The 13,821-nt window shown below is 71.7% G+C and carries 14 protein-coding genes; 10 read left to right on the top strand and 4 right to left on the bottom strand.

Features of this window, described 5'->3' with window-relative positions; genetic code table 11:
* Positions 1-86: 86 nt before the first annotated feature.
* On the bottom strand, positions 87-746 hold the full coding sequence (locus ACH4EB_RS08615; RefSeq protein ID WP_398347055.1) for a response regulator: 660 nt from the start codon (positions 744-746) through the stop codon (positions 87-89).
* A 352-nt stretch (positions 747-1,098) separates the two neighbouring features.
* Between ACH4EB_RS08615 and pdhA the strand changes: the two genes are divergently transcribed.
* From pdhA to ACH4EB_RS08600, 3 genes are read left to right on the top strand one after another with little or no spacing between them, the layout of a single operon-like run.
* On the top strand, positions 1,099-2,289 hold the full coding sequence (gene pdhA, locus ACH4EB_RS08610; RefSeq protein ID WP_398346647.1) for a pyruvate dehydrogenase (acetyl-transferring) E1 component subunit alpha: 1,191 nt from the start codon (positions 1,099-1,101) through the stop codon (positions 2,287-2,289).
* Between the two features lie 2 nt (positions 2,290-2,291).
* Positions 2,292-3,275 carry an alpha-ketoacid dehydrogenase subunit beta gene (locus tag ACH4EB_RS08605; RefSeq protein ID WP_398346646.1) on the top strand — a complete coding sequence of 328 codons (984 nt, stop codon included), beginning with the start codon at positions 2,292-2,294 and terminating at the stop codon, positions 3,273-3,275.
* Positions 3,276-3,296: 21 nt separating this feature from the next.
* The gene (locus tag ACH4EB_RS08600; protein ID WP_398346645.1) at positions 3,297-4,751 is read left to right on the top strand and encodes a dihydrolipoamide acetyltransferase family protein; all 1,455 of its coding nucleotides are present in this window, start codon (positions 3,297-3,299) and stop codon (positions 4,749-4,751) included.
* A gap of 90 nt (positions 4,752-4,841) precedes the next feature.
* On the opposite strand, the gene ACH4EB_RS08595 is transcribed toward ACH4EB_RS08600, so the two are convergent.
* Positions 4,842-5,018, bottom strand: coding sequence for a hypothetical protein (locus ACH4EB_RS08595; RefSeq protein ID WP_398346644.1), 177 nt, complete (start codon positions 5,016-5,018; stop codon positions 4,842-4,844).
* 251 nt (positions 5,019-5,269) lie between these two features.
* Between ACH4EB_RS08595 and ACH4EB_RS08590 the strand changes: the two genes are divergently transcribed.
* Positions 5,270-6,115, top strand: a complete 846-nt coding sequence (locus ACH4EB_RS08590; protein ID WP_398346643.1) for a GNAT family N-acetyltransferase — start codon at positions 5,270-5,272, stop codon at positions 6,113-6,115.
* Here the strand turns inward: ACH4EB_RS08590 and ACH4EB_RS08585 are convergent.
* The gene (locus ACH4EB_RS08585; RefSeq protein ID WP_398346642.1) at positions 6,078-6,521 is read right to left on the bottom strand and encodes an ATP-binding protein; all 444 of its coding nucleotides are present in this window, start codon (positions 6,519-6,521) and stop codon (positions 6,078-6,080) included. The genes ACH4EB_RS08590 and ACH4EB_RS08585 overlap by 38 nt on opposite strands.
* 153 nt (positions 6,522-6,674) lie before the next feature.
* Here ACH4EB_RS08585 and ACH4EB_RS08580 point away from each other — a divergent pair, with 153 nt between their 5' ends.
* Together ACH4EB_RS08580 and ACH4EB_RS08575 are read left to right on the top strand one after the other, a co-directional pair.
* A complete protein-coding gene (locus ACH4EB_RS08580; RefSeq protein WP_398346641.1) occupies positions 6,675-7,556 on the top strand; it encodes a helix-turn-helix domain-containing protein in 882 nt (293 codons plus the stop codon).
* A gap of 6 nt (positions 7,557-7,562) precedes the next feature.
* Positions 7,563-7,775, top strand: coding sequence for a DUF397 domain-containing protein (locus tag ACH4EB_RS08575; protein ID WP_398346639.1), 213 nt, complete (start codon positions 7,563-7,565; stop codon positions 7,773-7,775).
* 68 nt (positions 7,776-7,843) lie between these two features.
* Here the strand turns inward: ACH4EB_RS08575 and ACH4EB_RS08570 are convergent, their stop codons facing one another.
* The gene (locus tag ACH4EB_RS08570; protein ID WP_398346638.1) at positions 7,844-8,569 is read right to left on the bottom strand and encodes a TetR/AcrR family transcriptional regulator; all 726 of its coding nucleotides are present in this window, start codon (positions 8,567-8,569) and stop codon (positions 7,844-7,846) included.
* Positions 8,570-8,744: 175 nt separating this feature from the next.
* Between ACH4EB_RS08570 and ACH4EB_RS08565 the strand changes: the two genes are divergently transcribed.
* From ACH4EB_RS08565 to ACH4EB_RS08550, 4 genes are all read left to right on the top strand, one after another.
* Positions 8,745-9,722 (top strand): NAD-dependent epimerase/dehydratase family protein, encoded by a 978-nt coding sequence (locus ACH4EB_RS08565; RefSeq protein ID WP_398346637.1) that lies wholly within the window; start codon positions 8,745-8,747, stop codon positions 9,720-9,722.
* Positions 9,723-9,969: 247 nt separating this feature from the next.
* Entirely contained in the window at positions 9,970-10,293 is a 324-nt protein-coding gene (locus ACH4EB_RS08560) for a hypothetical protein (protein WP_398346636.1), read from the top strand.
* Between the two features lie 259 nt (positions 10,294-10,552).
* Positions 10,553-12,013: a UDP-glucose dehydrogenase family protein gene (locus tag ACH4EB_RS08555; RefSeq protein ID WP_398346635.1), complete on the top strand. Its 1,461-nt coding sequence runs from the start codon at positions 10,553-10,555 to the stop codon at positions 12,011-12,013.
* A gap of 91 nt (positions 12,014-12,104) precedes the next feature.
* Positions 12,105-13,781, top strand: a complete 1,677-nt coding sequence (locus tag ACH4EB_RS08550; protein WP_398346634.1) for an MFS transporter — start codon at positions 12,105-12,107, stop codon at positions 13,779-13,781.
* Positions 13,782-13,821: the final 40 nt, after the last annotated feature.

The following is a 13,821-nucleotide window of genomic DNA, read 5'->3' as shown; positions in this document are numbered from 1 at the left end:
GGTGCGGGCCGGTGGGCGTCGAACCCGGGGACACGAAAAGGCCGGGCCCGCCCCCGGAGGGTGCGCCCGGCCCCGGCGGCACCGCGCTACTGCCGCTCCGCCTTCATCCGCGCCACGTACGCGGCCGCCTGTGACCGGCGCTCCATGCCCAGCTTCGAGAGCAGGCTGGAGACATAGTTCTTGATCGTCTTCTCGGCGAGGTGCAGCCGCTCGCCGATCGCCCGGTTGGTCAGTCCCTCGCCGATCAGGTCGAGGATCTTGCGCTCCTGCTCGGTGAGGTTGGCCAGCCGGTCGTCGCCGCGCGGGTTGTTGCCGTCCCGCAGCCGCTCCAGGACGCGGGCGGTGGCCACCGGGTCCAGCAGCGACTTGCCGGCCGCCACGTCCCGTACGGCGGACAGCAGCTCGTTGCCCCGGATGGCCTTGAGCACATATCCGGACGCGCCGGCCATGATGGCGTCGAAGAGCGCCTCGTCGTCCGCGAAAGATGTGAGCATCAGGCATTTGATGGACTCGTCCTGGGAACGGATCTCGCGACAGACCTCGACACCGCTGCCGTCCGGCAGCCGGACGTCCAGCACGGCCACGTCGGGACGCGTCGCAGGGATCCTGACCAGGGCATCTGCGGCGGTGCCGGCCTCGCCGACCACTTCGATGTCCGCCTCTACCGAGAGCATCTCGTGGACGCCGCGCCGCACGACCTCGTGGTCGTCGAGCAGGAATACCGTGATTTTTCCTTCTTCGCGCACCCGCTCAGTCTCACACACGAACCCTTCCCGTGCTCCAGGTCACCGATATAACGTGCCGTTGTCCCGGCGGACTGCAACGCTGTGAACAGGGGATTGCCGACTGGTCGGCGCAATGCTCGGAAATCCAAGCAAAATACTTGGAACCCCAAGCAAAGTCGCAGGTCAGGGCCCCTTTCGCCTAGGCTCCGGAAGTGGGGCACAACGCCCCCTTCCGGCAGGCCGTGGCCGGGGCACCTTGTTCCACCCGGGCCGCGCCGTGCCGCACACACCCCGTGCGCCGTAACGGATACCGGGTGAGCCGCAATACGGCCACCGGCGGACCCCGGGGGCCGGACAGACGGAGGAGCAGCACGTGACCGTGGAGAGCACTGCCGCGCGGAAGAACACCCGCGGTGGCGGCAAGCGCACCACCGCAAAAAAGGCGTCGCCCGCCAAGGTGAAGGCGACCGCCCCGGCCCCGGCCGAGGCGGAGCAGGACCAGCTCGTACAGTTGCTGACCCCCGAAGGAAAGCGCGTCGAGCACCCCGAGTACGCGATCGACCTGTCGGACGGGGAACTGCGCGGGCTGTACCGGGACATGGTCCTCACGCGGCGCTTCGACGCCGAGGCGACCACCCTCCAGCGCCAGGGCGAGCTGGGCCTGTGGGCCTCGCTGCTGGGCCAGGAGGCCGCGCAGATCGGCTCCGGGCGCGCGCTGCGCGACGACGACTACGTCTTCCCGACCTACCGGGAGCACGGCGTCGCCTGGTGCCGGGGCGTGGACCCGACGAATCTGCTGGGCATGTTCCGCGGTGTGAACAACGGCGGCTGGGACCCCAACAGCAACAACTTCCACCTGTACACGATCGTCATCGGCTCGCAGACGCTGCACGCGACCGGCTACGCGATGGGCGTCCAGAAGGACGGCGCCGACTCGGCGGTCATCGCCTACTTCGGTGACGGTGCCTCCAGCCAGGGCGACGTGGCCGAGTCCTTCACCTTCTCCGCGGTCTACAACGCCCCCGTGGTGTTCTTCTGCCAGAACAATCAGTGGGCGATCTCCGAGCCCACCGAGAAGCAGACCCGCGTCCCGCTCTACCAGCGCGCCCGCGGCTACGGCTTCCCCGGCGTACGGGTCGACGGCAACGACGTGCTGGCCTGCCTGGCCGTGACCAGGGCGGCCCTGGACCGGGCCCGCGCGGGCGAGGGCCCGACCCTCGTCGAGGCGTTCACGTACCGGATGGGCGCCCACACCACCTCCGACGACCCGACGCGCTACCGCCGCGACGAGGAGCGCGAGGCGTGGGAGGCCAAGGACCCGATCCTGCGGCTGCGCATCTACCTGGAGGCCGAGGGCATCGCCGACCAGGCCTACCTGGACTCCGTCGAGGAGGAGAGCGAGGCGCTCGGCAAGCGGGTGCGCGAGGTGGTGCGCGCGATGCCGGACCCGGACACCCTGGCCATCTTTGAGAACGTCTACGCCGACGGGCACGCACTCGTCGACGAGGAGCGCGCGCAGTTCGCCGCGTACCAGGCGTCGTTCGTGGACGCGGAGGAGAACTGACCATGGCTGTCTTCGAGAAGATCACCATCGCCAAGGCGATCAACGAATCGCTGCGGGCCTCGATGGAGGCCGACCCCAAGGTCCTGGTCATGGGCGAGGACGTGGGCAAGCTCGGCGGCGTCTTCCGCGTCACCGACGGCCTGGAAAAGGACTTCGGCGAGGACCGGGTGATCGACACCCCGCTCGCCGAGTCCGGCATCGTCGGCACCGCCATCGGCATGGCGCTGCGCGGCTACCGGCCCGTCGTCGAGATCCAGTTCGACGGTTTCGTCTTTCCCGCGTACGACCAGATCGTCACCCAGCTCGCCAAGATGCACGCCCGTGCGCTGGGCAAGGTCAAGGTGCCGGTCGTCATCCGCATTCCGTACGGCGGCGGCATCGGCGCGGTCGAGCACCACTCGGAGTCGCCCGAGGCCCTCTTCGCGCACGTCGCGGGCCTCAAGTGCGTCTCGCCCTCGAACGCCTCGGACGCGTACTGGATGATGCGCCAGGCCATCGAGAGCGACGACCCGGTCATCTACTTCGAGCCCAAGCGCCGCTACCACGACAAGGGCCGCCTGGACACCGAGGCGATCCCCGCCCCGCTGCACAGGGCGCGGGTGGCGCAGCCCGGCACGGACCTGACGCTGGCCGCGTACGGCCCGATGGTCAAGGTCTGCCTGGACGCCGCCAAGGTCGCCGCCGAGGAGGGCAAGTCGGTCGAGGTCCTGGACCTGCGCACGATCTCGCCCCTCGACTTCGACGCGGTACAGACCTCGGTCGAGAAGACCCGGCGGCTGGTGATCGTCCACGAGGCGCCGGTCTTCCTCGGTACGGGCGCGGAGATCGCCGCCCGCATCACGGAGCGGTGCTTCTACCACCTGGAGGCCCCGGTGCTGCGGGTGGGCGGCTACCACGCGCCGTATCCGCCGTCCAGGCTGGAGGACGAGTACCTGCCGGGTCTGGACCGGGTGCTCGACGCGGTCGACCGTGCGCTGGCGTACTGAAGGGCTTGAGGAGTAGTGACCATGACTGCAACCGAGCAGCGCTTCCGCGAGTTCAAGATGCCCGACGTGGGCGAGGGACTCACCGAGGCCGAGATCCTCAAGTGGTATGTCCAGCCGGGTGACACCGTCACCGACGGGCAGGTCATCTGCGAGGTGGAGACCGCCAAGGCCGCCGTGGAGCTGCCCAGCCCGTACGAGGGCGTGGTGCACGCGGTGCACTTCGAGGAGGGCGCCACCGTCGACGTGGGCACCTCGATCATCGCGGTGGACACCGACCCGGGCGCCGGCCCGGCCGAGGCGCCCGCCCCGGCCGCCGAGGCCCCGGCGGCGGCCGAGGAGGACGCCGAGCCGCAGGGCCGACAGGCCGTCCTCGTCGGGTACGGCGCGGCCCCCTCGTCCACCAAGCGGCGGGCGCGCAAGCCGCAGCCGGGCGTACCGGCGCAGGAACCGGCCGCCGCGGCGGCCCGGACCGGGCTGAACGGCCACGCCGCGGCGGAGGCCGCCCCGGCACCCGCGGCGGAGGCAGCTCCCGCCGCCTCCGCACCGGCTGCCGTCCCCGCGGCCGGGCGCCCCCTGGCCAAGCCCCCGGTCCGCAAGCTGGCCAAGGACCTCGGCATCGACCTGGCCGCGGTCACCCCGACCGGCCCGGACGGCGTGATCACCCGCGAGGACGTGCACGCCGCAGCGGCCCCCGCGCCCGCCGCCGAGGCCACGGCCCCGCAGCCGGCCGTCGGCGCGGTCACCGGTGCCGCCACCGGCTCCGAGGCGGTCCGCGCCCGGGAGACCCGTATCCCGGTCAAGGGCGTACGCAAGGCCACCGCGCAGGCGATGGTCAACAGCGCCTTCACCGCGCCGCACGTCACGGAGTTCATCACCGTCGACGTGACCCGCACGATGAAGCTCGTCCAGGGGCTGAAGCAGGACCCCGACATGGCGGGCCTGCGCGTCAACCCGCTGCTGCTGGTCGCCAAGGCGCTGCTGGTCGCGATCAAGCGCAACCCCGAGGTCAACGCGGCCTGGGACGAGGAGAACCAGGAGATCGTCCGCAAGGACTACGTGAACCTGGGCATCGCGGCGGCCACCCCCCGCGGCCTGATCGTCCCGAACATCAAGGACGCGGAGGCCAAGACCCTGCCGCAGTTGGCCGCCGCGCTCGGCGAGCTGGTCACCACGGCCCGCGAGGGCAGGACCGCGCCCGGCGACATGGCGGGCGGCACGGTCACCATCACCAACGTGGGCGTCTTCGGCGTCGACACCGGCACCCCGATCCTCAACCCCGGGGAGTCGGCGATCCTCGCCTTCGGCGCGGTCAAGCTCCAGCCGTGGGTCCACAAGGGCAAGGTCAAGCCCCGCCAGGTCACCACGCTGGCGCTGTCCTTCGACCACCGCCTGGTCGACGGCGAACTGGGCTCCAAGGTCCTCGCGGACATCGCGGCGATCCTGGAACACCCCAAGCGGCTGATCACCTGGGCGTAGGAGCACGGGCTCCGGGCGGGATCCGTACGGGGACGGGCCCGGAGCGACCGGCATGGTCGCTCCGGGCCCGTCCGGTGGCGTCTGCTTGCGTCAGCCCCGGATGATCTCGACGGCGCGGCTGAGGTGCCCCACGGGGCCGGCCGGTGCCGAGCCGTCGGCCTGTGCCGCGCCCTTCGTCAGCGCGATACCGCCCCACAGCACGGCCACGAGCAGCGCGACCATGACGGTGGTCCGAGCACGTCGGCCGGCGTTCGTCCTGGACTGCATGGTGGTCTCCCCTTGCGTACGGTTCGGAGCCCGACTGCCGGCCCCTCCCTTCCATTACGTCACGGGAAAACGCCGATGTCGTACGCGCCAGGTACAGACCCACGTCAGCCTTAAGTCGGACACCGGTGGGCCCGGGGATACATCCTTCGGCAGATTCCCCGGCACCGCCCGTCGGCCACGACAGTGCCACCGGCACCGTCCCGCCCCAAATGGAGTTGCCGGCTCCGCTCTTCCTGCCTACCGTCGGCCGGATGAGCAGCCCGACGATCACCCGCCCCTACCGCCCGACGGACGAGCCGGCCGTCATGGACCTGTGGTCCCGTGCCGTACGCCAGGCCCACCCGTTCATCGAGGGCGAGGGTACGGGAGAGCGCGCCCGCCAACTCCGCGAGGTCTACCTCGTCCAGGCGGACAACTGGGTCGCCGAGGACGCGCACGACGGCACCGTACTCGGCCTCCTCGGCCTGCTCGGCTCCGAGATCGGCGGCCTCTTCGTCGCCCCCGAGGCGCAGGGCCGGGGCATCGGCGCCCAACTCGTGGAACACGCCGCCTCCCGTCACGGCGCGCTCACCCTCGAAGCCTTCGAACGCAACACGGCGGCCCGCGCGTTCTACGCCCGCCTCGGCTTCACGGAGCGCGCCCGCCGCACCGACGAGGCCACCGGCGAGACCCTGATCGCCCTCGACCGCCCGGCGCCCCTGCGCTCCGTCGGCTGGCTGCACCTGCGCGACGGCCGCCTGCTCAGTGTCCGTACGCGCGGCAACGACACGTTCTACCTCCCCGGCGGCAAGTACGAGCCGGGCGAGACCGCCGCCGAGGCCCTCGCCCGCGAACTCTCCGAGGAACTGGGCCTGTCCATCCCGGCGGGCGACCTGCGGGAAGCCTTCGTCATCCACGCCACTGCGCACGGCGTGAACGCCGGCCGCCCCCTCCACATGACCTGCTTCACGGGCGGCCCCCAGGACATCGCGCCCGCCCCCGGCCGCGAGATCGCCGAATACGCCTGGTTCGACCGCGACGAGTCCCGCGCACGCTGCGCCCCGGCCCACATGAAGGTCGTCAACCGCCTGATCGCCCAGGGGCACATGGCCGCGTAGCGGCGCGTTCCCGCAGCTCCACTTCCGCCCACACGGTCTTGCCGACGGTACGGGGCTCGGTCCCCCACCGATCGGCGAGGCCGTCGACGAGCACGAGCCCGTACCCCGACGTCGAGATCACCCCAGGCCTCTTGCGCGGTACGCGCTCCCCCCGTGGATCACTCACCTCGATCCGCAGCAGCACCGGGTTCATCACCAGCCGCACCCGGAACAGCCGCCCCCGCAACGAGCCGTGCAGCAACGCGTTGGTGGCCAGCTCCGAAACGATCACCCCCGCGTCCCCGGCGACGGCCCCCTGCCCCCACTCCGCCACCAGCCGCGCCGCCCGCCGCCGGGCGAGGGAGACGCTGCGCGCGGTGGGTGTGTAGTCGAGCTTGTCTTCGTAGGTGAGTTGGGGAACGGGCATGGCTGATCGCCTCCGTCGGGGTGCCAACGTTCTGCTCGCTCTGCGAGCGAGTGGACACAGACGGTAGTGTTGCTGTGCGTGACGCGGCAAGTCGTGCGCGCAGAAATTTTTACTCCGAGTAGGTTGGGTCAACTCGACGGTAAGGGGCGGGAGATGGCGGGCGATCGGCCGGAACGCGGCACCTCGGTCTCCACGGTGCTGGGCCGCAGGCTGGGCGGCGAACTGCTCCGCATGCGCGAAAGCCGGGGCCTGCGCCAGGCCCAAGCGGCGGAGGCGCTGACCGCATCGGTGCCCAAGGTCGCGAAGATGGAACGCGGGCTGGTGCCGATGCGGGATCCGGATGTCCGTGCGCTGTGTCACCTGTACGAGACGGATGATGCCGATACGGTGGCGCGGTTGTTGGGGTTGGCCAAGCTGGACCGGGAGCGGCGGAAGGCGAAGGGGTGGTGGAACGAATACCCCGCCCTTCAGGACATGGTGGAGTACGTGGCGCTGGAAGACGTTGCCGGTAGCGTGCGTACTTGGCAGCAGGCCACCGTGCCCGGCCTCCTCCAGACCGCCGACTACGCGCGTGCCCTCGCTGTTGGGAACGGAGCGTGGAGCGATCTCACCGAGATCGAGTCGTTCGTCGATGCCCGGATGGCGAGGCAGGCCCGACTCGACGGGGAGAGCCCGCTCCACCTCTGGGTCACCGTCCACGAGGCGGCCCTGCGTCAACTCGTCGGCGGTCGCCAAGTGATGCGCGCTCAGCTCGGCCGGTTGCTGGAAAGGAGCGAGCAGCCGAACATCACGTTCCAGGTTCTGCCTTACTCGGCCGGCGCGCACCCCGGTGTGACCAATGCCTTCACCATAGTTTCCTTCGAAGGGCCCGGCGCCGTCGACGTGGTGCACATGGATACGACCTCGGCTACCGTCTGGCTGGAGAGCGAACCTGACGCGGTACATCACCGGGCGATCTTCGACCGCATCACGCGCCTTGGGCTCGCGCAGCGCAGCTCGACAGAATTGATCGCCAATATCCGCAAGGAGATGTAGGCCGACGTGTCCGACTTCGTCTTCGTCAAGTCCAACCACAGCGGCGGAGCCCCCGCTCAGGAGTGCGTCGAGGTCGCGACGAACGTGCCCGCCGTCGTGGCTGTCCGCGACTCCAAGGATGCGTCGGGCCGTACCCTGCTCTTCGGCGACCGCCAGTGGCTGGCATTCCGGGCCGCCGTGATCGACGGACACATACGCACGGCGTCCCTCACCGCGTGACCGAACGCGCCGCCGGGCCATGTGTCGCGTCCGGTGGGTCGGTGACGGCATGCCCTCGCCGTGTGCGGTCAGGCGCCGACGGCCAGCCCCACCGCGTCGGCCAAGGTGCCCATTTCGAGGGTGAGGAGCGTACGGGGGTCGTGGCCCATGCCCTGGAAGCTGCCCTGGACTTCGAGGCTGACGATGCCGTGCATACGGGACCAGGCGAGTACGGAGGCGGCGAGGGCGGGGACCGGGTCGGCGGCTGCCGGGACGTAGGCGGCTGCCCACGCGGCGACCGGCGGGGCGGCCGCCCAGGCGCGCACCTCCTCGTACAGCGGCTCGGCGGCCGGCCACGGCCTGCCCTCGGCCAGGACCGCGACGAACGGCCCCATGACCGCGCGGGCGCTCTCCGTGGTGTGGGCGGGGGCCTCGTACGCCGTGGCGGGAGTGCCCGCGAGGAGCAGGTAGCGGTGCGGCTGGGCGAGGGCCCAGTCGCGGTACGCGTGGGCGAGGGCGAGCAGCCGCTCGCGCGGTGACCGGTCGGCGGCCCGGTGCGCCGCCGTACGGATGGCCTCGGCGGCGTCCTCGTAGCCGTCGCTGATGAGCGCCGTGAGCAGGTCGTCGCGGTTGCGGAAGTACTTGTAGAGGGCGGGGCCCGACATGCCGAGGGTCTTGGCGATGGCATTGATGCTCAGGGCCTCGATGCCGCCGGCCGCGATCTGCGCCAGCGCGGCCCGCTTGATCTCCTGTTGGACCTGGGCGCGGTAGCGCTGGCGTGGCGTCTGCGCGGTGTCGGCTGCGGTCGGCGGCATGGGGCGGCTCCATCCGGGCGGAAGGCGGGTTTTCCGGGGTGGCTAGGATATCGGCCGTAGATTTGGTTAGAGGCTGTAGCTATAGTGATGGGAGATAGCGAGTGGTGGTGCGGCGTCTCGCTCCGTACTGCCGCACTCCACGCTGCCGTATTCCGTCGAAGAACAGGGGTTCCGCATGTCTGCCGCCAAGTCGTCCCGCCCGCCGCACGTCGTCCTCGGCACCGGCCCGGCCGGGACGACGCTGGCCGGGGAGCTGCTGCGGCAGGGCTTTCGCGTACGGACCGTCGACCGCTCGGGCCGGGGCGGACCGCCCGGCGCGGAGGCCGTCGCCGCCGACCTGGGGTCACCGGCCGCCGCGCGGGAAGCGGTGGCCGGGGCCGAGGTGGTCTATCACTGCGTCAACGTCGCCTACGAACTCCAGGTCGAGGTGATGCCCGCCCTGCAAAAGGTGATCGTGGACGCCGTGGCGGCGGCGGGCGCCCGGCTGGTCGTGATGGACACTCTCTACCCGTACGGCCCGTCCGGCGGCGAACCGCTGACCGAGGACTCGCCGTGGCGGGCCACCTCCCGTAAGGGCCGGATGCGGGCGCAGTTGGACGGGGCCTACCTGTCGGCGCACGACGCGGGCCGGCTGCCGGTCGTGCTGGCCCGGGCCGCCGACTTCTACGGGCCGCGCGTCCTCAACTCGTCGCTGGGCGCGGCGACCTTCCCGGCGGCCCTGACCGGCGGCACGGTCCTGGCCCTCGGGAGCCTCGGCCTGCCGCACAGCTTCACGTACATCGGGGACGTCGCGCGCGGCCTGGCCCGCCTCGGGCAGGAGCCGGACGCGTACGGACGGGTCTGGCACCTGCCGACGGCTCCGGCCCCCACCGTGCGCGAGGTGCTGGAACTCGTCCGGGAGCACACCGGGACGCCGTTCGGGACGGAGGTGCTGGCGGAACCGCGCGCCTGGGGGGCGTTCGACGACGCCTTCATGGCGGAGTACGCCGAGCTGTTCCACCAGCACACCGAGGCGCAGACGATGGTCTCGGACGCGTTCGAGCGGCGCTTCGGCATGGCGCCGACCCCGTTGCGCCGGGGAATCGGCGCGACCGTCGACTGGTACCGGGAGTGGCTCGCGGAGCGGGGTGCGGTGGTGGGCGGTACGGCCTGACGGCGGGCGCGCCGACCGGGTGGGAGCGCGGTGAGCACGCGGGGCGGCTCGGGCGCGGCCCGTGAGGGGACCGGCCCGTCAGGAGACCGGCCGGGAACGGCCACCGTTCACTGCCGGGCTTTCCGGCCATGGAATAATGATCAAGGCTCGATCGGGAAATGCGACGGGCCGGTCACGCGCAGGTTCCTTGCGGGTGAGTTCATTTGCGTAGCCCAGGCACTACAGGGCGGAAACGGGGTATCGGGGAATGCGAATTTCGGGTAAGCGCGGCCGACTGGCCGGAATGGCGACCGCGGCGGTGTTCATCGGCGGCATGGTGCTCGGTACGGCTTCGGCCGCCAGCGCCGCGTCCCCCGACTACCGGTGCGGCAACTGGAAGAGCAACAGCCACAAGTGGACCGCGAGCTGCAGCGTGCGGAGCGGCAAGGCACGTGCCGCGACCGAGTGCTACAACGCGAAGCGGGGGACCTACGGCAAGCACGGCCGCTGGGTCACCCGTGGCAACTGGGCGTTCGGCGGGGACTGCGGCAGGGACCGCCTGGTGTCGACCGGTGTGGACTGGAAGCCCTGACCCGCGCCCATACGTCACGTACGGCCACGGGTGACCGGAATCCGGTGACCGGCCACGGGTGACCCGCGGTCGACGCAAAAGGCGTCCGGGGCGGTTTCTCCACCGCCCCGGACGCCTTTTCTGCTAAAGGAGGGCGGCTCCGGCTGCGCCGTCGTATCGCTCCCCGCACACTGGGGGCAATTGCCCCGGCGCGCGGCACATTCCCGTGTTCTCGTGGCGGGGCGAATCAAATCAGCAGGACCGAAGGGGCTGATTTGTGATGCGAGTAGCGGTCATAGGACAGGGATATGTGGGCTTGACCGGAGCGGTCGCCCTGGCCCATCAGGGGCATCACGTCACCGGGGTCGAACAGGATCCGGACCGGCTGCGCGTCCTGGACGCGGGCCGGGCCCCGGTCTTCGAGCCCGGACTGCCGGAGCAACTGGCGGCCGCGCAGGCCACCGGCCGGCTCCACTTCTCGGGCTCCGTCACCGAAAGCCACCGGCGGGCACCGTTCGACATCGTCCTCGTGACCGTCGGCACGCCCCCCGCGTCCGACGGGTCCGCCGATCTGACGCAGGTCACCTCCGTACTGGACGAGGTGCTGCGACTGCTGCCCGCACCCTGCGTGGTGCTGAAGTCCACCGTGCCGCCCGGGACGAGCGCCGTGCTCGCCGAGAACTACCCCGGGCTGCGTGAACGTTTCGCGTACAACCCCGAGTTCCTCAACCAGGGCAGCGCGCTGGAGGACTGGGCCGTGCCGGCCCGGATCGTGGCCGGCACCTGGGGCGAGGACGGGTTGCGGGCGCTGCGCGAGCTGTACGAGGGGATCGCCGCGCCGTGGGTCGAGACCACGCCGTCCGGCGCGGAAATGATCAAGTACGCGAGCAACGCCTTCCTCGCCACGAAGATCAGCTTCGCGAACGAGGTGGCCGGCATGTGCAACGGCCCGGACATCGACATCGACCACGTGATGCAGGGCGTCGGCTTCGACCCCCGGATCGGCCACGCCTTCCTCCAGCCCGGCCTCGGCTACGGCGACTCCTGCCTGCCCAAGGACACCAACGCGCTGGCCCACTGGGCGAGTACCGCGGGCCTGGCGACCCCGCTGCTGCGCGCCACCATCGCCGTCAACGACGCCCAGTTCGGGCTGGCCGTCCAGATGCTGCGCACCGAACTCGGCGACGGGCCCGCCGACGGCCTGGCGGACGCGGAGATCGCGGTGCTCGGCGTACGGTACGAGCCCTGGAGCGACGACCTGCGCGCCGCGCCCAGCCGTACGGTGGTCCCGGCGCTGCTCGGCCAGGGCGCGCGGGTGCGGGTGTGGGACCCGGGCACCGACACCGGCGCCATCGCCGGTCTCTTCCCCGGTGCCCGCCCGGTGTCCGCTCTGGCGGAGGCGGTCGAGGGCGCCCACGCCGCCGTGGTGCTGACCGAGTGGCCGCAGGCGATCGAGGCGGACTGGCGGGCGCTCGCCGGCCTGCTGGACGCGCCGCGGCTGGTCATCGACGGCAAGAACTGCCTCAGCCCGGAGCAGATGGCCGACCTGCCGGTCCGCTACCGCAGTGTCGGCACCCGGCTGCCCGCCTCGGCCGCCGGCGGCAGACCCGGCCCGGCGGCCCGCTCCCGTGGCGGCGCGCGGCCGTCACCCGCCGATGCCGCCGACGGCGCGGAGCCGGCACCGGGAGCCGCCGTCCGCAGCCGCCCTCCGGAACCGCCACCCCCTCTCCCAGACCGGTGAATCTCGGGACGTAAGGGGCGGCGTACGGAGTGTCGCGGGTACGGACACAGAGACACAGCGGTCGGTGCCCACGGCGAGGAGAGCGTTTCCGGTGAATCAGCCACCCACGCTGGACGAGCCGCCTCCGGACGAAGCTCCCCCGGAGGCGGGCCGTCCGGAACCGTCCGCGTGGGCCCCGATGCGCCGCCGGATGTTCCGGGCGCTGTGGATCGCCCAGCTCGCCGCCAACATGGGCACCTGGATGCAGACCGTCGGCGCCCAGTGGCTGATGGGCGACCTCGGCGGCGGAGCGCTGGAGGTCGCCCTCGTCCAGACCGCCACCACCCTGCCGGTCTTCGCGCTGGTGGTGCCCGCCGGAGCGCTCGGCGACATCCTCGACCAGCGGCGGCTGCTCCTCGGCGGGCAACTGCTGATGTTCGTCGGGGCGGCCGGCCTGTCCGCCGTCACCGCCGCCGACCAGGCCACCCCCACCCTGCTGCTCCTGCTCACCGCCGTGATGGGTGTGGGCGAGGCCTTCTGCATCTCCTCCTTCCAGGCCATCCAGCCCGAGCTGGTCAGCAAGGACGAGATTCCCCAGGCCGCCCTGCTCAACAGCGCCAACGGCAACGTCGCGCGGGCCGCCGGGCCGGCCCTCGGCGGCCTGCTGATCTCCTTGGCGGGCCCGGCGGCCACCTTCGGGATCAACGCGCTGTCCTTCCTGGGCGTCATGGTCGTCCTCTACGCCTGGCGGCGGCCCGCCACCCACCGGCCGCTGGGCTCGGAGCACGTCCGCGGCGCGATCCGCGCGGGCGCCCGGTACGTACGCAGGGCACCCATGTTCGGTGCCGTGCTCGGCCGCTCCGGGCTGTTCATGCTCTTCGCGGGCGGGCTGTGGGCGCTGCTCCCGGCGATCGCCCGCGGCCCGCTGGGCATGAGCGCGGGGGGCTACGGCCTGCTGCTGGGCTGTGTCGGGGTGGGCGCGGTGGGCGGCGCGCTGGCGCTGCCCGCGCTGCGGCCCCGTACGACGACGAACGGCCTGGTCACCGTCGCCATGATCCTGTACGCGGTCACCATGGCCGTGATCGGTCTGGTGGCGTCGGCGGTCGTCGCCGCGGTCGCCCTGATCATCTCGGGTCTGGCCTGGGTGGCGGTGCTGTCCACCCTCTCCGCCTCCGCGCAGATCCTGCTCCCCGTCTGGGCGCGCACCCGCGCGCTCGCCTACTACCAGCTCGTCTTCATGGGCGGCCAGGCGCTGGGCGGGGTGGGCTGGGGTCTGGTGGCCGACTGGTTCGGGGTGCGGAGCGCGTTCGTGATCGCGGGCATCGGGCTGGCGCTGACGACGGTGGTGGGCATGCGGACGATGCCGATGCCCACCGGCCACATCGACATGGAGCACGTCCAGCACTGGCCCGAGCCGGAGAGCATGCAGACGCCGGGCCGCAACATCGGGCCCGTCCTGGTCATCGTCGAGTGGCGGGTGGAGCGCGCCGACGCGGAGGCGTTCATCCGGGCCATGCAGCCGGTCGGGCAGGCCCGGCGGCGTACCGGAGCGACCATCTGGGGCCTGTATGAGGACATGGACGACCCGACGGTCTTCCTGGAGACGTTCACCGTCGTCTCCGAGCGGGAGCACCTGCGCCAGCACCTGGAACGCGGGACCAAGGAGGACCAGGAGCTGGAGGCGCGGGCCCGCAGCCTGACCCGGCCCGGCAGCGCTCCCCGGGTACGCCACCTGATCTGGGCGTACGCCCTGGACCGCGACGAGGAGCTGTCGGCCCACCAGCACTGAGCGCGCCCTCTGCGCCCCTTCTGCGCCCCTCTTGTGCCCT

This window comes from Streptomyces sp. NPDC018045, from assembly GCF_044327445.1.
In the GTDB taxonomy this organism is placed as follows: Bacteria; Actinomycetota; Actinomycetes; order Streptomycetales; family Streptomycetaceae; genus Streptomyces.
Note: the sequence above shows the minus strand (reverse complement) of the source record. Positions and strands in the feature narration are given on the sequence as shown.

What these genes read in the sequence shown, in the direction of transcription:
- ACH4EB_RS08605 (WP_398346646.1), top strand. Translation starts at nt 2,292, where the DNA reads ATGGCTGTCTTCGAGAAGATCACCATCGCCAAGGCGATCAACGAATCG.
- ACH4EB_RS08600 (WP_398346645.1), top strand. Translation starts at nt 3,297, where the DNA reads ATGACTGCAACCGAGCAGCGCTTCCGCGAGTTCAAGATGCCCGACGTG.
- ACH4EB_RS08595 (WP_398346644.1), bottom strand. Translation starts at nt 5,018, where the DNA reads ATGCAGTCCAGGACGAACGCCGGCCGACGTGCTCGGACCACCGTCATG.
- ACH4EB_RS08590 (WP_398346643.1), top strand. Translation starts at nt 5,270, where the DNA reads ATGAGCAGCCCGACGATCACCCGCCCCTACCGCCCGACGGACGAGCCG.
- ACH4EB_RS08585 (WP_398346642.1), bottom strand. Translation starts at nt 6,521, where the DNA reads ATGCCCGTTCCCCAACTCACCTACGAAGACAAGCTCGACTACACACCC.
- ACH4EB_RS08580 (WP_398346641.1), top strand. Translation starts at nt 6,675, where the DNA reads ATGGCGGGCGATCGGCCGGAACGCGGCACCTCGGTCTCCACGGTGCTG.
- ACH4EB_RS08570 (WP_398346638.1), bottom strand. Translation starts at nt 8,569, where the DNA reads ATGCCGCCGACCGCAGCCGACACCGCGCAGACGCCACGCCAGCGCTAC.
- ACH4EB_RS08565 (WP_398346637.1), top strand. Translation starts at nt 8,745, where the DNA reads ATGTCTGCCGCCAAGTCGTCCCGCCCGCCGCACGTCGTCCTCGGCACC.
- ACH4EB_RS08560 (WP_398346636.1), top strand. Translation starts at nt 9,970, where the DNA reads ATGCGAATTTCGGGTAAGCGCGGCCGACTGGCCGGAATGGCGACCGCG.
- ACH4EB_RS08555 (WP_398346635.1), top strand. Translation starts at nt 10,553, where the DNA reads ATGCGAGTAGCGGTCATAGGACAGGGATATGTGGGCTTGACCGGAGCG.